The organism is Paracoccus nototheniae (assembly GCF_004335005.1).
GTDB classification, from domain to species: Bacteria; Pseudomonadota; Alphaproteobacteria; order Rhodobacterales; family Rhodobacteraceae; genus Paracoccus; species Paracoccus nototheniae.
This window is the reverse complement of record NZ_RQRT01000028.1, coordinates 16,421-34,215: the sequence shown is the minus strand read 5'-3', so window position 1 is coordinate 34,215 and position 17,795 is coordinate 16,421. Positions and strand designations below refer to the sequence as shown.

Genomic DNA, 17,795 nt, shown 5'->3' with positions numbered 1-17,795 from the left:
CGCCAAAGGCACCGGGCGGTTCCGCCCGGTGCCTGCATCGGGCTGTCAGCCCTTGAGGATCGCGGCCAGCTCGGCCTGCTTTTCCTTGACCAGCGCCGCATCGCCATCGGCCTCGACGTTCAGGCGAACGACGGGTTCGGTGTTCGACTTGCGCAGGTTGAACCGCCATGTGCCGAAATCCAGCGACACGCCGTCCAGATCGTCGCGGCTGTCCGATTGCGGCTCATAGGTTTCGATCAGCCGGGCGATGGCCGCATCGGGGTCGGCGATGGTATAGTTCGTCTCGCCCGAGGACGGATACAGGCGCATCCGCTCTTCCAGCATCTCGGCCAGCGTCTTGCCCTTGCGCGACAGCAATTCGATCATCAGCAACCACGGGATCATCCCGCTGTCGCAGTAATAAAAGTCGCGGAAATAATGATGCGCCGACATCTCGCCACCATAGATCGCGCTGACATCGCGCATCTTGCGCTTGATGAAGGCATGGCCGGTCTTGCTGACCACGGCCTCGCCTCCCGCCTCGGTGATCATGGCGCGGGTGTTCATGATGACGCGCGGGTCATGCACGACCTTTTCGCCGGGGCTTTTCTCAAGGAAGGCGGCGCCCAGAAGGCCGACGATATATTCGCCCGGAATGAACCGGCCGTTCTCGTCGAAAAAGAAACAGCGGTCGAAATCGCCGTCCCATGCGACGCCCAGATCGGCCTTTTCCTCGACCATCTTGGCGACGGTGGGGGGCTGGTTTTCGTCCAGCAGCGGGTTGGGGATGCCATTGGGAAAGCTTGAATCGACGTTGTGGTGCATGCGCACGAAGGTCAGCGGCGCGCCGCGACGTTCCAGTTCGGCCGCGATCGCGTCAAAGGTCGGGCCTGCGGTGCCATTCCCGGCATTCACGACGATCTTCATCGGCTTCAGCGCGGCCACGTCGACGAAATCGGCCATCCGGCTGGCATATTCGGCGCGGGCATGGCTGAAATCGCTGACGCTGCCCTTGGTGGCCGGCGCAAAGTCGCCCGAGGTCGCCAGATCGATGATCGGCGGCAGTTCGGTGGCCGGATCCAGCGGCGCCGAGCCGCGCCCGACGATCTTCATGCCGTTATAGTTGATCGGGTTATGCGAGGCCGTGACCTCGATCCCGCCATCGGTGTCCTGATTGCCGGTGTGGAAATACACCTCTTCGGTGCCGGCCAGGCCCAGATCCAGCACATCGGCGCCGCCATCGGTCAGCCCATCGATCAGCGCCTTGGCCAGCTCGGGCGACGATTCACGGCTGTCGCGGCCCACCACGACGCGCTTGGCGGCGCGGGCCTGCGCGAAGGCGCGCCCGATGCGATAGGCGACATCGGGGTCAAGGTTCTTGCCCAGCTCGCCCCGCACGTCATAGGCTTTGAAGCAGGTGATCTCGCGTCTGCCCAAGAGATCCGGTTTGTCCATTGTCGATCCTCCGATCCTGATTTGCATCAGCGCTAACAGGTTCAAGCCGAAATTCAAGGCATCGCGGGCAGGGGACGGCGCCTGCACCCTTGGGCGCAGGTGACGCGCCGGGCAAAGGACGCTAATTCTGGCACAGCTGCCAAAGGGAGAAGATGATGAACGCCACGGATGTGATCGCCGCCTATTACGAGGCCTTCAATGCGGGTCAGACCGACCGGATGCTGGAGCTGATGCACCCCGATGTCGAACATCACGTCAACGAGGGGCAGATCCGCAAGGGCCGCGAGATGTTTCGGGCCTTCAACGCCCATATGAGCGCCAGCTATCGCGAGACGCTGACCGACATGGTGATCATGGCGCATCCCTCGGGCAACCGGGCGGCGGCGGAATTCGTGGTGAACGGCACCTATCTGAAGACGGATGAGGGGCTGCCCCCCGCCAGCGGCCAGACCTATATCCTGCCTGCGGGCGCGTTCTTCACGCTGCGCGACGGCCTGATCTCGCGCGTGACGACCTATTACAATCTGGCCGACTGGATGCGGCAGGTCGGCGGATGACCGTCACCACCCGCGTCCTGACTGGAGACGATCTGGCCGCCGCGCTGGAGGATGTGGCGCGGCTGCGCATCGCGGTCTTTCACGACTGGCCTTATCTGTACGACGGCAATCACGATTACGAACGCGATTACCTGCGCGCCTATCAGTCGCCCGGTGCGGTGGTGGTGGCGGCGCTGGATGGCGACCGGATCGTGGGGGCCGCGACCGGCGCGCCGATGTCCGATCATGCCGCCGATTTCGGCGCCGCCTTTGCCGACCGCCCCGAGGCGCTGTCCGACATCTTCTATTGCGCCGAATCGGTGCTGATGCGGCAGTATCGCGGACAGGGCGTGGGCCACGCCTTTTTCGACGCACGCGAGGCGCATGCCCGTGGCCTTGGTGCCCGGTACAGCGCATTTTGCAGCGTGATCCGGCCTGCGGACCATCCGATGCGGCCTGCCGATTACCGCCCCCTGGACGAATTCTGGCGCAAGCGCGGCTATGCGCCCTTGCCCAGTGTCACGGCCACGTTTTCGTGGAAGGATCTGGGCGACGCCTCCGAGACCGACAAGTCCCTGCAATTCAGGATGAAAACGCTGTGAAGATCGCCTCTGCCGCCTATCCGCTGGACTGGTTCGACAGCTTCGACGCCTATCGCACCAAGCTGAGCCATTGGGTCGCCACGGCAGACGCCGACCTGCTGGTCTTTCCCGAATATGCGGTGATGGAGCTGGCCTCGCTTGGCGGGACCGCCACGGCGGCGGATCTGGAGGCGGGGCTGCACGAGGTCGCCCGCCACTGGCCCGCCATCCATGCCCTGCATCAGGAACTGGCCGCCGCGCATGGCTGCCACATCCTTGGCGCCTCGGGGCCGGTCTTTGCGGGGGCGCGGCCCGTGAACCGGGCGGTTCTTTACGGGCCAAAGGGGGTGATCGGCCATCAGGACAAGCAGATCATGACCCGGTTCGAACGCGATCCATGGAATGTGACCGGCGCGCCGGGCCTGCGGGTCTTTGACACCGATCTGGGGCGGATGGGGGTGCTGATCTGTTATGACAGCGAATTCCCCCTGCTGGGCCGGGTTCTGGCGCAGGCCGGGGTTCAGATCCTGCTGGTGCCCAGCTGCACCGACACGGTGGCGGGATTTCACCGGGTCCGCATCGGCGCGATGGCGCGGGCGCTGGAAAGCCAATGCGTCGTGGTCCATTCGCCCACCGTCGGCGATTGCGACTGGCTGCCCGCGCTGGACGAGAACCGGGGCCGCGCCGCGATCTATGGTCCGCCCGACGGGTTCTGGCCCGAAACCGGGATCATCGCCGAAGGCGCGATGGATGCGCCGGGATGGGTCCGGGCGACGGTGGATCTGTCGCGGGTGGACGACAGCCGTCGCGACGGGGCGGTTCTGCCCTTTGCGCATTGGCCCGAACAGGAAAACTGCCGGCTCATCTGACATTCGCGCAAGAACTTAACTCAAGCGAAACGAATTGCGCTTTTAATGGCGGTGATTTGCGCCATATCCTGTGGTCATGCTGTATATCACCGACACCATCTCTGTCGAGGAATGGGAACTTTCCGAACAGTTCACCCGGTCGCAGGGACCGGGCGGACAAAATGTGAACAAGGTGGAAACAGCCGTGGAATTGCGATTCGAGGCCGCCCGTTCCCCAAGCCTGTCGGACGCGGTCAAGCGGCGGCTGCAGCGGTTGGCCGGGCGGCGCTGGACGACCGAAGGGGCGATCCTGATCCTGTCGCAGGAAACCCGCAGTCAGGCCCGCAACCGCGAACTGGCCCGCGAACGGCTGGCCGATCTGATCCGGCAGGCGCTGGCCGCGCCCAAGCGGCGCATCGCCACCCGCCCCACCCTTGGCAGCCAGCGCCGCCGCCTGAAGGCCAAGGCGGTGCGCGGCGACGTCAAATCGCTGCGCGGCAAGGTCGATGACGGCGAATGACGACCTGGCGACGGACCCTTGCGTTGATTCTGGGGCGACGCCCGGTGTCGTTGCAGGTGGGCGCCGTCTGCCGCGATCCCGACAGCGGGCGCGTGCTGCTGATCACCAGCCGTGGCACGGGGCGGTGGGTCATCCCCAAGGGCTGGCCGATGGAGGGGCGGACCCTGTCGGGCGCCGCAGCGCAGGAGGCCTGGGAAGAGGCCGGGGTCCGGGGCCGTGTCCGGCAGGCCGAGCTGGGCCGGTACCGCTATGACAAGGCGCAGGATCAGGGCTTTGCGGTGCCCGTCGACCTGCGGGTCTTTCTGCTGGAGGTGGAGCGCCTGTCCGATGACTTCCCCGAGCATCGGCAGCGCAAGCGCCGCTGGTTCGACCCCGAAGAGGCCGCCCGCATGGTGGTCGAGCCGGGACTGAAACAGATCCTGCTGTCGCTGCCCGCCCGCACCGCCGATCCGGCCCCAGCCTCTGATCCCGCCGGTCACGGATGAGCCGGCGCCCCGGCTTTCGCACGCTGGACAAGGATCTGGGCCGCGTCGGCCATGCCGAGGTCGCGCAGATGCATGCCTTTCGCCCGGTCCTCAGGCTGGGGCTGGCGATGCTGGCGCTGGTGGGCGCGCTGTTCGTCGTCATGGCCCTGTCGGGCGCGGCGCCGGGGGTGCTGGTGCTGGGCACCGGGCTGATCGTCGCCGCCTGGCTGGGCGTGGCGATCGGTGCCAACGATGTTGCGAACTCGCTTGGCCCGGCAGTGGGTGCCGGGGCCATCGGGCTGGTTCCGGGGCTGATCCTTGTCGCGGTGGCCGGGATGGCGGGGGCCATTCTGGCGGGCAGCGCGGTGTCGCAGCGGCTGGCGCAGGGCCTGCTGGATCTGGGCCCGGTCGCCGAAGGATCGCGCGCGCCGATGATCATGGTCGCGGCGCTGATCGGGGCGGCCTCGTGGATCACGCTGGCCACGGGCATCGGCCTGCCGGTCAGCACCTCGCATTCCATCGTCGGCGGCATTGCCGGGGCTGGCGCCGTGGCCCTTGGCATCGGCGGCGTGGCCTGGGGAACGGTGGCGATGATCGCGCTGGTCTGGGTGGTGACACCGGTCCTGTCGGGGGCGCTGGCGGGCGTGTTCCTGATCGCGCTGCGCCGGCAGGTGGTCGAGGCGTCGGACCGCGCGGGCGCCGCTTTGCGCTGGTTGCCGTTGATGGTCGGGACGATGGCGGGGCTGTTTGCCGCCTATGTCGCGCTGCTGCTGGCGGCAGGCGGCGGGCAGGGGGCTTTGCCTGCGATGGCCGTGGGCATCGTGGCCGGGCTGGCCGGGTATCTGGCCACCCGCCGGGGCGTGCAGCGGGAACTGGCCCAGAACCCCCGCAAACCCGGCATCCGCAAGTTGCTGCGTCCGGCGCTGGTGCTGGCCGTGGTGATTTTGGGCTTTGCGCATGGGGCCAATGACGTGGGCAATATCGCGGGGCCGTTGTCGGTGATCCTGCAGGGGCGGACCGGGCCTGCGGGCCTTGGACTGGTGTCCGCGCTGGTGCTGGCGGGCGGCGGGCTGGCCATCGCCACGGGCACGCTGCTTTTTGGCAGTCGGCTGGTCAACATGGTCGGCAGCGGCATCACCCGTCTGAATGCGGGCCGCGCGTTCTGCGTGTCGCTGGCGACCGCCGTGACGGTGCTGGGCGCGGCGGCTTTGGGCCTGCCGGTTTCGACCACGCATGTGGCGGTTGGGGGCGTCTTTGGCGTGGGCTTTGCGCGCGAATGGATGGACCGCCGCCGCGACCGCCCCGAGGGCGCGCTGCCCGCCGAGGAAAGCCGCCGCCGCATTCTGGTGCGCCGCAGCCATGTCATCACCATCACCGCCGCATGGCTGGTGACGCTGCCGATCACCGCATCGCTTGGGGCGCTGGCCTGCGCGCTGGTCCTGTGGACGGTCGGCGGCTGAGCCGGTTCAGACCGTGACCGCCTGCGCCTGCTGGGTGCCGACCCCGAAGACCTGCTTGTACCGCGCGATCTGATCCGCCGGGCCGGTGGCCTTGGCGGGGTTGTCCGACAGCTTGACGGTCGGGCGTCCATCGGCGGCCACGGCCTTGCACACAAGGCTGAAGGGCGCCAGCCCGTCGCCCGGCACCAGCCCCCGGAAATCATTGGTCAACAGCGTGCCCCAGCCAAAGCTGACCTTGACACGGCCATGAAACTGCCGGTGCAGCGCGACGATCCGGTCCACGTCCAGCCCGTCGGAAAAGATCACCAGCTTGCCGCGCGGATCCTCGCCGCGTTCGCGCCACCAGCGGATGGCGTTTTCGGCCCCCGTCGCCGGATCGCCGCTGTCGATGCGGATGCCGGTCCAGCCCGCCAGCCAGTCCGGCGCGCCCGCCAGAAAGCCTTCGGTGCCATAGGTGTCGGGCAGGATGATGCGCAGATTGCCCTCGTGCTCCTGTTGCCAGTCGGCCAGCACGTCATAGGGCGCCGCCCGCAGCGCCGCATCGCTGTCGGCCAGCGCCGCATGGACCATCGGCAATTCATGCGCATTGGTGCCGATCGCCTCGATATCGCGGCGCATGGCGATGGCGCAGTTCGAGGTGCCGGTAAAGCGGTGGCCCAGCCCCTCGATCATGGCCTGAACCGCCCAATCCTGCCACAGATAGCTGTGGCGCCGCCGCGTGCCGAAATCGGCGATGCGCAGATCGTCCAGCGGGCGCATGGCGGCGATCTTTTCCCACAGCCGGGTCATCGCGCGGGCATAGAGCACCTGCAGCTCGAACCGGCCCATATCCTTCAGCACGGCGCGGGACCGCAGCTCCATCAGGATCGCCAGCGCCGGAATTTCCCACAGCATGACCTGGGGCCAGGGGCCTTCGAAGGTCAGTTCGAACTGACCGTCGCGCTTGTCCAGATGATAGGGGGGCAGGCGCAGGCCTTCCAGAAACTCCATGAAATCGGGGCGGAACATCTGCCGCTTGCCGTAAAAGGTGTTGCCGCGCAGCCATGTGCTTTCGCCACGGCTCAGCGACAGGGACCGGACATGATCCAGCTGTTCGCGCAACTCCCCCTCGTCGATCAGATCGGCCATGCGGACATCATGGCTGCGGTTGATCAGGCTGAAGGTGACGCGGGTGTCGGGGCTGTTGCGAAAAACCGACTGACACATCAGCAGCTTGTAGAAATCGGTATCGATCAGCGACCGGACGATCGGATCGATCTTCCATTTGTGGTTGTAGACGCGCGTGGCGATATCGACCATTGGTCCCGATCCCTCAAGATTTCTCCCTTGGTGCCCAAAAGTGCCGCGGGCTGCAAGCGCTCAGACCAGCGCGACGCCGGCCTGTCGCATCGCGTCGCGAGCCTTGGCCAGACTGCCATCCAGATCGATGGCCCGGCAGGCCTGTTCGACCACCTGCGCCCTGAACCCAAGGCGGGCGGCGTCCATCGCGCTCCAGGCGACGCAGAAATCATAGGCGAGGCCCGCAAAGGACAGCCGGTCGATCCCCCGGTCGCGCAGATATCCGGCAAGCCCCGTGGCGGTGCTGCGGTCGTTTTCGAAAAAGGCGGAATAGCTGTCGATCCCGGAGCGAAATCCCTTGCGCAGGATCAGATCGGCCCGCCCCACGTCCAGACCGGGATGAAACGCCGCGCCTTGCGTGCCCGTCACGCAATGCGCGGGCCACAGCACCTGCGGGCCATAGGGCATCTGCACCACCGAATAGGGCGCCGCACCGGGATGGTTGTCGGCAAAGCTGGCGTGATCGGCGGGATGCCAGTCCTGCGTCAGGATCACCGCATCCGCCCCGGCCATCAGCGCATTGATGGGCGCCACGACGTGATCGCCGCCCGCCACGGCCAGCCTGCCGCCCGGGCAGAAATCCATCTGCACATCGATCACGATCAGAGCATGGGTCATCGCGGCCTCGGGGTTGTTGCGGCCACCATAAGCAGACTGCGCGCCAAGGGCGTCAAGTCCGGTCAGCAAGGGTGGTTGCGAAAGATCGTTTGCTTTATGGCCTCCGATACTTACGCTGAATCAAAAAGGGAGGATCACGATGGGCATACAGGACGACCTGCATCACCCCGCCGCATATGACGAAAACGAGGTGCCGACCCGGTCCGCGCGGACCATCTGGACGCTGCGCGCCCTTGGTCTGGCCATGGCCGCGTTGGTCTGGGTTCTGCTGGGCGGACAAGAGGGGCTGTCCGAGGATGCCCGCATCGTCGCCGCCGTCGGCACGCTGATGGCCATCTGGTGGATGACCGAGGCGATCCCGCTGTCGGCCACCGCGCTTTTGCCCATCGTGCTGATCCCGGCCCTGACGGAAACCACCGTCGGTCAGGCGACCCAGCCCTATGCCAGCTCTATCGTGTTCCTGTTTCTGGGCGGCTTTCTGATCGCCATCGCGATGGAGAAATGGCACCTGCATACCCGCATCGCGCTGATGACCTTGCGCAAGGTCGGCACGGCGCCGCGCCAGATCGTGCTGGGCATGATGCTGGCCACCGGCTTTTTGTCGATGTGGGTGTCCAATACCGCCACCACGCTGATGATGCTGCCGATCGGCCTGTCGGTCCTGTCGCTGGTCGTTGACCGCAGCTCGCGTCAGGACGGCGCCGCCGCCGAAGAGGCGCTCAAGGGCGGCAATACCATCACCGATGTCGTGAAGGATCCCAACATCAGCGCCTTTGGCGTCTGTCTGGTGCTGTCGATTGCCTGGGCGGCCTCGATGGGGGGGCTTGGCACGTTGCTGGGCAGCCCGCCCAATGCCATCGTCGCGGGCTATGCCTCGGACGAGCTGGGGCGCAACATCGGCTTTCTGGAATGGATGATGCTGGGCACGCCGCTGGCCTTCATCTTCATCATCATCGCGTGGTTCCTGATGACCCGCGTTCTCTATCGCTTCGATCTGCCGGAAATTCCCGGCGGCCGCGAGATGATCGAGGAGCAGGTCCGTGGTCTGGGCCCGCTGAGCCAAGGCGAAAAGATGGTGCTGGGGGTGTTTCTGGGCGCCGCCTTCCTGTGGATCGTGCCGGGCCTTCTGGCCACCATCCCCGCCATCGGGGCTGCGGCACCGTGGCTGGACAGTCTGGACGACACGGCCATCGCCATCGGTGCGGGTCTGGTGATGTTCCTGTTGCCGGGCAAGGGCCGCAACAAGATGGTGCTGGACTGGAAGGACGCCGAGGCTGGCCTGCCCTGGGGCGTGCTGCTGCTGTTCGGGGGCGGCCTCAGCCTCGCCTCGGCGGTTGCCTCGTCGGGTCTGGACGGATGGTTCGGCCAGCAGGTCACGGGTCTGGGGTCGCTGCCGACGATCTTCCTGGTGGCAGCCGTGGTCACGATCATCCTGTTTCTGACCGAGATCACCTCGAACACCGCGACGGCAGCGACCTTCATCCCGATTCTGGGTGGGGTGGCTTTGGGCATCGGTGCCGATGCCATGACGCTGCTGATCCCGGCGGCGCTGGCGGCGACCTGCGCCTTCATGCTGCCGGTGGGCACGCCGCCCAATGCCATCGTCTTCGGCACCGGCACGGTGACCATTGCGCAGATGGCCAAGGGCGGGTTCGTCCTGAACATCATCGGCATCCTGCTGATCACCTGCCTGACCTATCTTCTGGGCGGTCTGGCCCTGGGCCTGACGTTCTAGGGGGCCTGATCTTCTAGGGACTTGCACGACAGGGCGTGGCCGCGATAAGGCCACGCCCATGCTGCCACATCCACAGATCACCGTCGCCGCCCTCTATTATTTCGCGCGCCTGCCCGATCCGGACTCCCGTCAGGGACCGCTTCTGGATCTGTGCCGCATACATGGGCTGGTCGGCACGCTGCTGCTGGCGCCCGAAGGTGTGAACGGCACCATCGCCGGTCCCCGCGCAGGCATCGACGCCGTCATCGCCCATCTGCGCGACTGGCCGGGCTTCGCCGCGCTGGACTGGAAAGCCAGCACGGCAGACAGCCCACCCTTTGCCCGCATGAAGGTCCGCCTGAAACGCGAGATCGTGACCATGGGCCAGCCCGATGTGGACCCGACCGCGGCGGTCGGCCGCTATGTGGCGCCGGCCGATTGGAACGCCCTGATCGCCGCCCCCGATGTGGCGGTGATCGACACCCGCAACGACTATGAAACAGCCATCGGCAGCTTTCAGGGCGCCGTGGATCCGGGCACGAAGACGTTTCGCGATTTTCCCGCATGGTGGGCCGAGAATGCTCAGCGCTTTCAGGGCAAGCGCATTGCCATGTTCTGCACCGGCGGCATCCGCTGCGAAAAATCGACGAACTACCTGATCGCGCAGGGCGTCCCGCAGGTCCATCACCTGCAGGGCGGCATCCTCAAATATCTCGAAGAGATTCCCGAACCCGACAGCCTGTGGCAGGGCGACTGCTTCGTCTTCGACCAGCGCGTCGCCCTGACCCACGGTCTGGCGCCGGGCCGCCACGGCCTCTGCCATGCCTGCCGCCGCCCCCTGTCACCCGAGGATCGCGTTCGCCCCGAATATGAAGAGGGCGCCTGCTGCCACCGCTGCATCGACGAATACAGCGATGCCGACCGCGCCCGCTTTCGCGACCGCCAGCGTCAGTTCGACGGCAACGCCTGACCCGTCATCTTGGCAAAAAATATCCCGGGGCTGAGCCGCGTCCGAAAAAGGTCCGGGGGACCTTTTTCAGCGGCGAAGGCGCGGGACGGGGGGCAGCGCCCCCCTTGTCCTCAGCTGGCCGCCCCAAGCCCCCCGGCGGCAATCGCCGCCATGTTCAGGATATCGCTGACCGTCGAATTGGTCGAACAGATCTGGATCGGCCGCCCCACCCCGGTCAGGATCGGCCCGATCACCGTGGCGCCCGCCATTTCCTGCAGCAGCTTGACGGAAATCGAGGCCGAATGCCGCGCCGGCACCACCAGCACATTGGCCGGTGCACTCAGCCGGCTGAACGGATAGCGGGCGGCGGCGTCCATGTTCAGGGCGACATCGACGGTCATCTCGCCCTCGTATTCGAAATCGGCGCCGCGCGCGTCCAGAACGCGGGGGGCCTCGGCCATCTTGGTCGCGCGTTCGCTGACCGGATAGCCGAAATTCGAGAATGACAGGAAGGCCACGCGCGGCTCCAGCCCCAGACCGCGGGCGACGGCGGCGCCGCGCGTGGCGATATCGGCCAGATCCTCGGGCTCGGGCCATTCATGAACCAGCGTGTCGCCGATCAGCACGATCCGGCCCCGGTGCAGCACGGCGGTGATCCCCACCGCGCCGTCCTGCGGGCGCACGTCGAAGACCTGCCCGATCTGCGCCAGAACCGGGGCGTTCTTGCGCGTCACCCCGGTGACCAGCCCGTCGCCATGCCCATGGGCCAGCATCAGGGCGGCGAAGACATGGCGGTCGCGATTGGCCAGCTTGAAGGCATCCTCGCGGTCCACGCCCTTGCGTTGCAGGCGCTGGTAAAGAAACTCGTGATAGCTATCCAGATGGCGGGTATTGGCGGCATTCACGACGCTGATCTCGCGATAGGCGTCGCCCATGCCAAGCGCCTCCAGTTCGGCGCGGACCTCGGCCTCGCGGCCCACGACCAACGACTGGCCCATGCCGCCGCGCTGCCATGCGACGGCGGCGCGCAGCACGCGGGGATCGTCGCCCTCGGCAAAGATCATCCGCGCCTGCTTGGACCGGGCGCGGGCATGGATGCCCTGAAGGATCGCCGCTGTCGGGTCCATGCGGGCCTTCAGCGTCTGGACATAGCCCTCCATGTCGATGATCGGGCGGCGGGCGACGCCGGTCTCCATCCCCGCCTTGGCCACGGCGGGCGGGATCACATGGATCAGGCGGGGGTCGAAGGGCGTCGGGATGATGTAATCGCGCCCGAATTGCAGCTTGCGGCCATAGGCGACGGCGACCTCGTCGGGCACATCCTCGCGCGCCAGTTTCGCCAGAGCCTCGGCGCAGGCGATCTTCATCTCGTCATTGATGGCGCGGGCATGGATGTCCAGCGCGCCCCGGAACAGATAGGGAAAGCCCAGAACGTTGTTGACCTGATTGGGATAGTCGCTGCGCCCGGTGGCCACGATCGCGTCGGGGCGGACGGCATGGGCATCTTCGGGGGTGATTTCGGGATCGGGATTGGCCATTGCGAAGATGACCGGGTTGTCGGCCATGCTGGCCACCATGTCCTGCGTCACCGCGCCCTTGGCCGAGACGCCCAGAAACACGTCGGCGCCCTTCATGGCCTCTTCCAGGCTGCGCGCGGCGGTCACGACCGCATGGGCCGATTTCCACTGGTTCATGCCCTCGGTCCGGCCTTGGTAGATGACCCCCTTGGTGTCGCACATGATGCAGTTTTCATGCCGCGCACCCATGGATTTCAGCAGTTCCAGACAGGCGATGCCAGCCGCTCCGGCGCCGTTCAGCACGATGCGCACGTCGCCGATATTCTTGCCCGACAGTTCCAGCGCGTTCAGAAGACCCGCCGCGCAGATCACCGCCGTGCCGTGCTGGTCGTCATGAAAGACCGGGATGTCCATCAGCTCTTTCAGGCGCTGTTCGATGATGAAGCATTCGGGCGCCTTGATATCCTCGAGGTTGATGCCCCCGAAGGTCGGACCCATCAGCTTGACCGCGTTGATGAATTCGTCGGCGTCTTCGGTGTCCAGTTCAAGATCGATGGCGTTCACATCGGCGAAGCGCTTGAACAGCACCGCCTTGCCCTCCATCACCGGCTTGGAGGCCAGCGCGCCCAGATTGCCCATCCCCAGGATCGCCGTGCCGTTCGAGATCACCGCGACCATATTGCCCTTGGTGGTATAGTCATAGGCGGTCTCGGGGTTGTCGGCGATGGCCTGCACCGGCACCGCGACGCCCGGCGAATAGGCCAGCGACAGGTCGCGCTGCGTGGTCATGGGGGTCGAGGGGACGATGTCGTATTTCCCCGGCCGCGGCTCCATGTGATAGGCCAGCGCCTCTTCGGGGGTGATGCGGGTGCGGATGATGGTCTTGTCGGTCATGGTCTGGATCCCCCGGGGCTGTGTCCTGCCCTGCTTAACGCGGGGGCAGGGGCACGGCAACGCGCGTCGCGCGGCTGGAGGGGCCGAGGGGGGGGCGCTGCCCCCGTCCTGCGGACTCCCCGGGGATATTTTTACCAAGATGAAAGGGTCTAGAGGGTGACCTTGACGAAGCTGTCGCGCAGGGCGGCGGACCAGGCGGCGCTCATCTGCGCGAAATCGGGATCGCCGTCGAGGATGCGGCGGCGCGTGGTGACCGCGCAGGCGCCCTGTTCGATCACCGCCATGTCCAGCGGCATGCCGACCGACAGGTTCGACCGCAGCGTCGAATCCATCGACAACAGCACGGCCTTTTGCGCGTCGGCCAGGCTGGTCGCCGGGGTGACCACCCGGTCGAGGATCGGCTTGCCGTATTTATGTTCGCCGATCTGCAGGAAGGGCGTATCCTCGGTCGCCTCGATGAAGTTGCCTTCGGGATAGATCAGGAACAGGCGCATGTCGCCGCCCGCGCGCTGGCCCGCCACGATCATGCTGGCCGAGGCCTGCTGTTTCAGGTCGCGGCATTGTTCGGCGATCTCGCGCCTTGTGCGGCAAAGCGTGTCGCCGATGATCGTGGCGACGCGCAGCATCGTCGGCGCCTGCAGGATCGAGGTCGTCTCATCCGCCAGATCATCCTCGATCGCCTCTTCCAGACGGGCGATGGTGGTCTGGGTGACCGACAGCGATCCGGCGGTCAGGATCGTGATGATGCGTTCGCCGGGGTTTTCAAAGAAGAACATCTTGCGATAGCATGAGATGTTGTCCAGCCCGGCATTGGTGCGGGTGTCGGACAACAGCACCAGCCCGGCATCCAGTTTCAGTCCGACGCAATAGGTCATCGGCAGGTCTTTCCATGTCCAGATCGCGCAGAGACTAGGACCGGGGCGCGGGGCGCGCAATCGCTCGTTTCAGACAACTGTCATGAAATGGGTCGCTGGTGCGGCAAGGGACCGCCGGTGCGCGCGGGGGGCGTGCCATGGGGGGGTCGCCTTGGGCAAACGGATGGCACATGCTGGGTGTTCCAACACAGATGGGATGACACGCATGACCAACGCCTTTGCCCTGACACGCCGCGGCTTTCTGATCTCTGGTGCGGCGGGGGCGTCGTTGGTGGCGCTGCATCCGTTCTCGGCCCGGGCGGAAGCGGGGCAGGCGCATCTGCGGATCATGGAGACGACGGATCTGCATGTGCATGTCTGGCCCTATGATTATTACGCCGACCGGGTGGCGGACACGGTGGGTCTGGCGCGCACGGCGGCGCTGGTGGGTGCGGTGCGGGCCGAGGCCACCAACAGCCTGCTGCTGGACAATGGCGATTTCCTGCAGGGCAATCCGATGGGCGATTACATCGCCTATGAGCGGGGGATGCCCGAAGGGGCCAGCCATCCCGTCATTCAGGCGATGGCGGCTTTGCGCTATGACGGCGGCACGCTTGGCAATCACGAATTCAACTATGGGCTGGCGTTTCTGCAGGCCAGTCTGGCCGGGGCGGGCTGGCCAGTGGTCTGCGCGAATGTCGTGCGCCAGGAGGGTGCCAGCCCCGGTGAGGACCGGACACTAGTGCCGCCCTATGCCGTGCTGGAACGCGATCTGGTCGATGGCGCGGGCGAGGCCCATCCGATCCGCATCGGGATCATCGGATTCGTGCCGCCGCAGATCATGCAATGGGATCGGGGTCATCTGGAGGGGCAGGTCACCACCCGCGACATCGTCGAGGCCGCCGAAGCCTGGGTGCCGAAGCTGCGGGCCGAGGGGGTCGATCTGGTCATCGCGCTGGCCCATTGCGGGATCGGCGGCGCCTTGGCCGAGCCGGGGATGGAGAATGCCGCTATTCCGCTGGCCGGGATCGAGGGGATCGACGTGATCCTGACCGGCCATGCGCATCAGGTCTTTCCCGGTCCTGATTTCGAAGGGGTCGAGGGCGTCGATGCCGCGCTTGGCACGATCGGCGGCAAGCCGGGCGTGATGGCCGGGTTCTGGGGGTCGCATATGGGGCTGGTCGATCTGCTGATGCAGCGTCAGGGCGATGGATGGGTCGTGGCCGGCCACGAGGTCGAGGCGCGCCCGATTGCCGAACGCGATGACGAAGGCGAGGTGACGGCGTTGGTCGACAGCGTCGCGGCCATCGAGGCGGCGACCGCCGCCGAGCATCAGGAAACGCTGGATTATGTGCGCCGCCCGGTGGGGCAGACGACGGCGCCGCTGTACAGCTATTTCGCGATGGTGGCCGACGATCCGTCGGTGCAGATCGTCTCGAACGCGCAAAGCTGGTATATCGCGCAGATGCTGGCGGGGACCGAGCATGAGGGGCTGCCGATCCTGTCGGCGGCGGCGCCCTTCAAGGCGGGCGGGCGCGGGGGGCCGGATTACTTTACCGACGTCCCGGCGGGCGATATCGCGATCCGCAATGTGGCCGATCTGTATCTGTATCCCAACACCATCCGCGCGGTGCAGGTGACGGGCACGCAGGTCAAGGACTGGCTGGAGCGCAGCGCCGGGGCGTTTTTGCAGATCACCCCGGGCGAGGCGGATCAGATGCTGCTGGATCCGGATTTCCGCAGCTATAATTTCGATGTGATCGATGGGGTGAGCTATCGGATCGATCTGTCTCAGCCGTCACGCTTTGATGCCGATGGGCTGCTGGTCGATGCCGGGGCCAGCCGGATCGTCGATCTGTCCTTTGACGGGCAGCCGGTCGATCCGGAGGCGGTGTTCATCATCGCGACGAACAATTACCGCGCCTCGGGCGGGGGGGCGTTTCCGGGGGCGGATGGATCGACCATCGTCTTTGAGGGGCCGGATACCAATCGCGACGTGATCGTGCGTTACATCGTCGAGGAGGGGACCATCGATCCGGCGGCGGACGGGAACTGGTCGTTCGTGCCGCTGGAGGGGGCGACGGTGCTGTTTGACACGGGACCGGGGGCTGCGGCCTATCTGGGCGATGTCACGACGCTGAGCATCGAGGATGCGGGCGCGGCGGCGGACGGGTTCGTGCGGTATCGCATCACCTTGTGAGGGTGGGCTTTCGGGGGCGCCGGACCGGGGGCTTCGCGCCCCCGGACCCCCGCGGGATATTTTTGCCAAGATGAAAGAGGCCAGCGTTCGGGGTCTACTGGGTCATTTCCTCGACGCGCACGCTGACGTCGAGTTCCTCGGCGCCGGTGCCGTGGGCCACGCCACGGATCGGCGCGGCGTCGGCGGCGTCGAGCCCCGAGCCGAGACGGACATAGCGTTCGTCGGGGCAGCAGCTGTTGGCGGCGTCGAAGCCGATCCAGCCCAGACCCTCGACATGGATCTCGGCCCAAGCATGGGCGGCGTCATGGGCGAGGCCGTCGATGGTCGAATGCAGGTAGCCCGAGACATAGCGCGCCGGCAGGTCGCGCAGGCGGGCAATCGCCGTCAGCGCGTGGCTGTGATCCTGACAGACGCCCTCGCCCAACGCCAGGGCTTCGGCGGCGGTGGTGCCGGTGCCGGTGACGCCGGGGCGAAAGGCGATGCGTCCGCTGACCGCCGCCGACAGATGATGGGCCAGATCCAGTGCATCGGCGGTGCTGCCTTTGATCGAGGCCGCCAGATCGCGCAGGGCCGCGTCGGGCAGGGTCTTGGGGCTGTCGCGCAGATAGGCCAGCGGATGGATCATTTCGCGATGCCCGCGCAGCACGCCCGCCATGTCGCGCGTGTCGATGCGCCCGTCGATGCGGACGGTGACGTGATCGACCGGGCCGCGCACGGTCCAGCCCTCGATCCAGTCGCCCGCGCCGTCGCGAAACCCGGGGCCGCGAATGCCGCCCGACACCTCGATCTTCCATTCATGGGTCTTCTGGCCTTCGAAGACCGAGGGGGTGAGGCGCAGGCTTTGGACCAGATTGCGGATCGGCTGGTCGTAGCGATAGACGGTTTCATGCGAGATCTTGAGCTTCATGGCCTAGACGCCTCCCAGCAGGTAATCCTGGTGGACCAGGTTGGAAATCTCGGACAGTTCGCGGATGAACCAGCTGAGAAATTCGTGCAGCCCCTCGTCGAAGATCATTTCGATATCACGGGCCTGCAGGGCGGTCAGCACCTCGCGCGCCTTGTCGCGGGCCGCATGGGGGACGCCGTCGCCATAGCGGCGCGCCAAGCCTTCCAGATGCCAGACGGTCTCGTAAAGCGACGTGATCAGCGCGCGCGGGCTTTCGCCGTTCAGGATCAGGAAGTCGGCCACCTGACCCGCCGTGATGTCGCCGCCATACGCCCAGTGATAGGCCCGGTGCGCCGACAGGGCGCGCAGGATCACCTGCCATTGATAGGTATCAAGGCCCGATCCCACGAATTCGATCCGGGGCAGCAGGACGAAATACTTGACGTCCAGCAGGCGTGCCGTCGCATCGGCCCGTTCCAGACCATAGCCCAGATTCATGAAATGCCAGCCATCGTTCCGCAGCTGCGTCGCATTGATCGCGCCGCGCACGGTCGAGGTGTGGCCGGTGGTGAAATCGGTCAGTGAGGCCGTGTCCAGCGTCGACCGGGGCTGGCGTTCGATCTTGCGCAATTCCTGATAGGACACGTTCAGCGCGTCCCAGACCTGAGAGGTCAGGGCGGTGCGCACGATCCGCCCGGCCTCGCGCGCCTTTTCCAGACAGCTGGCCACCGATGACGGGTTGGCACGGTCGAAAAAGATGAACTCTTCGATGTTTTCCTGCGTGATCTCGCCGTATTTTTCCCGGAACAGGTCCGAGCTGCCCGAGGCCTGCAGCAGCGAATTCCATTCGTTCTGATAGCCCAGTTCGGTGTTGGGCAGCAGCGTGATGCGCTGGCCCACATCCAGAAGGCGTGCGGCGGTTTCGGCGCGTTCCAGATTGCGGCCCATCCAGAACAGGTTCGATGCGGTGCGGCTGAGCATT

At 66.2% G+C, this 17,795-nt stretch carries 16 protein-coding genes; 9 read left to right on the top strand and 7 right to left on the bottom strand.

Annotation, left to right across the window (positions count from 1 at the left end; genetic code table 11):
• Positions 1-45 precede the first annotated feature (45 nt).
• Positions 46-1,434, bottom strand: a complete 1,389-nt coding sequence (locus EG885_RS11740; protein ID WP_131574685.1) for a phosphohexomutase domain-containing protein — start codon at positions 1,432-1,434, stop codon at positions 46-48.
• A 155-nt stretch (positions 1,435-1,589) separates the two neighbouring features.
• Between EG885_RS11740 and EG885_RS11735 the strand changes: the two genes are divergently transcribed.
• The 6 genes from EG885_RS11735 (at position 1,590) to EG885_RS11710 (ending at position 5,843) form a co-directional block, all read left to right on the top strand.
• Complete coding sequence (locus EG885_RS11735; RefSeq protein ID WP_131574718.1) at positions 1,590-1,991, top strand: ketosteroid isomerase-related protein; 402 nt, start codon at positions 1,590-1,592, stop codon at positions 1,989-1,991.
• Entirely contained in the window at positions 1,988-2,572 is a 585-nt protein-coding gene (locus EG885_RS11730) for a GNAT family N-acetyltransferase (protein WP_131574683.1), read from the top strand. Before EG885_RS11735 ends, EG885_RS11730 begins: the two co-directional genes overlap by 4 nt.
• Complete coding sequence (locus tag EG885_RS11725) at positions 2,569-3,420, top strand: carbon-nitrogen hydrolase family protein (protein ID WP_131574681.1); 852 nt, start codon at positions 2,569-2,571, stop codon at positions 3,418-3,420. The genes EG885_RS11730 and EG885_RS11725 overlap by 4 nt, the downstream gene beginning before the upstream one ends.
• 76 nt (positions 3,421-3,496) lie before the next feature.
• Complete coding sequence (gene arfB, locus EG885_RS11720) at positions 3,497-3,919, top strand: alternative ribosome rescue aminoacyl-tRNA hydrolase ArfB (RefSeq protein ID WP_131574679.1); 423 nt, start codon at positions 3,497-3,499, stop codon at positions 3,917-3,919.
• Positions 3,916-4,404 (top strand): NUDIX hydrolase, encoded by a 489-nt coding sequence (locus tag EG885_RS11715; RefSeq protein WP_131574677.1) that lies wholly within the window; start codon positions 3,916-3,918, stop codon positions 4,402-4,404. Before arfB ends, EG885_RS11715 begins: the two co-directional genes overlap by 4 nt.
• Positions 4,401-5,843 carry an inorganic phosphate transporter gene (locus EG885_RS11710; RefSeq protein WP_131574675.1) on the top strand — a complete coding sequence of 481 codons (1,443 nt, stop codon included), beginning with the start codon at positions 4,401-4,403 and terminating at the stop codon, positions 5,841-5,843. The genes EG885_RS11715 and EG885_RS11710 overlap by 4 nt, the downstream gene beginning before the upstream one ends.
• A gap of 6 nt (positions 5,844-5,849) precedes the next feature.
• Here EG885_RS11710 and pncB read toward each other — a convergent pair whose 3' ends face one another.
• Positions 5,850-7,142 carry a nicotinate phosphoribosyltransferase gene (gene pncB / locus EG885_RS11705; RefSeq protein WP_131574673.1) on the bottom strand — a complete coding sequence of 431 codons (1,293 nt, stop codon included), beginning with the start codon at positions 7,140-7,142 and terminating at the stop codon, positions 5,850-5,852.
• Positions 7,143-7,202: 60 nt separating this feature from the next.
• Complete coding sequence (gene pncA, locus EG885_RS11700) at positions 7,203-7,799, bottom strand: bifunctional nicotinamidase/pyrazinamidase (protein WP_131574671.1); 597 nt, start codon at positions 7,797-7,799, stop codon at positions 7,203-7,205.
• Positions 7,800-7,938: 139 nt separating this feature from the next.
• Here pncA and EG885_RS11695 point away from each other — a divergent pair, with 139 nt between their 5' ends.
• Together EG885_RS11695 and trhO are read left to right on the top strand one after the other, a co-directional pair.
• Positions 7,939-9,534, top strand: a complete 1,596-nt coding sequence (locus EG885_RS11695) for an SLC13 family permease (RefSeq protein ID WP_131574669.1) — start codon at positions 7,939-7,941, stop codon at positions 9,532-9,534.
• 58 nt (positions 9,535-9,592) lie between these two features.
• The gene (trhO, locus tag EG885_RS11690; protein ID WP_131574667.1) at positions 9,593-10,483 is read left to right on the top strand and encodes an oxygen-dependent tRNA uridine(34) hydroxylase TrhO; all 891 of its coding nucleotides are present in this window, start codon (positions 9,593-9,595) and stop codon (positions 10,481-10,483) included.
• A gap of 110 nt (positions 10,484-10,593) precedes the next feature.
• Here the strand turns inward: trhO and EG885_RS11685 are convergent, their stop codons facing one another.
• Both EG885_RS11685 and EG885_RS11680 read right to left on the bottom strand, forming a co-directional pair.
• Positions 10,594-12,873 (bottom strand): NADP-dependent malic enzyme, encoded by a 2,280-nt coding sequence (locus EG885_RS11685; RefSeq protein WP_165571121.1) that lies wholly within the window; start codon positions 12,871-12,873, stop codon positions 10,594-10,596.
• 149 nt (positions 12,874-13,022) lie between these two features.
• Positions 13,023-13,748 (bottom strand): proteasome-type protease, encoded by a 726-nt coding sequence (locus tag EG885_RS11680; RefSeq protein ID WP_131574665.1) that lies wholly within the window; start codon positions 13,746-13,748, stop codon positions 13,023-13,025.
• A gap of 205 nt (positions 13,749-13,953) precedes the next feature.
• Here EG885_RS11680 and EG885_RS11675 point away from each other — a divergent pair, with 205 nt between their 5' ends.
• On the top strand, positions 13,954-15,927 hold the full coding sequence (locus tag EG885_RS11675; RefSeq protein WP_242679626.1) for a bifunctional 2',3'-cyclic-nucleotide 2'-phosphodiesterase/3'-nucleotidase: 1,974 nt from the start codon (positions 13,954-13,956) through the stop codon (positions 15,925-15,927).
• A gap of 94 nt (positions 15,928-16,021) precedes the next feature.
• Here the strand turns inward: EG885_RS11675 and EG885_RS11670 are convergent, their stop codons facing one another.
• On the bottom strand, positions 16,022-16,834 hold the full coding sequence (locus EG885_RS11670; RefSeq protein WP_131574661.1) for a transglutaminase family protein: 813 nt from the start codon (positions 16,832-16,834) through the stop codon (positions 16,022-16,024).
• Between the two features lie 3 nt (positions 16,835-16,837).
• On the bottom strand, positions 16,838-17,794 hold the full coding sequence (locus EG885_RS11665) for an alpha-E domain-containing protein (RefSeq protein WP_131574659.1): 957 nt from the start codon (positions 17,792-17,794) through the stop codon (positions 16,838-16,840).
• Position 17,795 lies beyond the last annotated feature (1 nt).

Bases quoted from the DNA above. Each gene is read 5' to 3' on its own strand.
- EG885_RS11695 (WP_131574669.1), top strand. From the start codon at position 7,939: ATGGGCATACAGGACGACCTGCATCACCCCGCCGCATATGACGAAAAC.
- EG885_RS11710 (WP_131574675.1), top strand. From the start codon at position 4,401: ATGAGCCGGCGCCCCGGCTTTCGCACGCTGGACAAGGATCTGGGCCGC.
- EG885_RS11680 (WP_131574665.1), bottom strand. From the start codon at position 13,748: ATGACCTATTGCGTCGGACTGAAACTGGATGCCGGGCTGGTGCTGTTG.
- pncB (WP_131574673.1), bottom strand. From the start codon at position 7,142: ATGGTCGATATCGCCACGCGCGTCTACAACCACAAATGGAAGATCGAT.
- EG885_RS11735 (WP_131574718.1), top strand. From the start codon at position 1,590: ATGAACGCCACGGATGTGATCGCCGCCTATTACGAGGCCTTCAATGCG.
- EG885_RS11675 (WP_242679626.1), top strand. From the start codon at position 13,954: ATGACCAACGCCTTTGCCCTGACACGCCGCGGCTTTCTGATCTCTGGT.
- EG885_RS11730 (WP_131574683.1), top strand. From the start codon at position 1,988: ATGACCGTCACCACCCGCGTCCTGACTGGAGACGATCTGGCCGCCGCG.
- pncA (WP_131574671.1), bottom strand. From the start codon at position 7,799: ATGACCCATGCTCTGATCGTGATCGATGTGCAGATGGATTTCTGCCCG.
- EG885_RS11685 (WP_165571121.1), bottom strand. From the start codon at position 12,873: ATGACCGACAAGACCATCATCCGCACCCGCATCACCCCCGAAGAGGCG.
- EG885_RS11740 (WP_131574685.1), bottom strand. From the start codon at position 1,434: ATGGACAAACCGGATCTCTTGGGCAGACGCGAGATCACCTGCTTCAAA.
- arfB (WP_131574679.1), top strand. From the start codon at position 3,497: ATGCTGTATATCACCGACACCATCTCTGTCGAGGAATGGGAACTTTCC.
- EG885_RS11670 (WP_131574661.1), bottom strand. From the start codon at position 16,834: ATGAAGCTCAAGATCTCGCATGAAACCGTCTATCGCTACGACCAGCCG.
- EG885_RS11715 (WP_131574677.1), top strand. From the start codon at position 3,916: ATGACGACCTGGCGACGGACCCTTGCGTTGATTCTGGGGCGACGCCCG.
- EG885_RS11665 (WP_131574659.1), bottom strand. From the start codon at position 17,794: ATGCTCAGCCGCACCGCATCGAACCTGTTCTGGATGGGCCGCAATCTG.
- trhO (WP_131574667.1), top strand. From the start codon at position 9,593: ATGCTGCCACATCCACAGATCACCGTCGCCGCCCTCTATTATTTCGCG.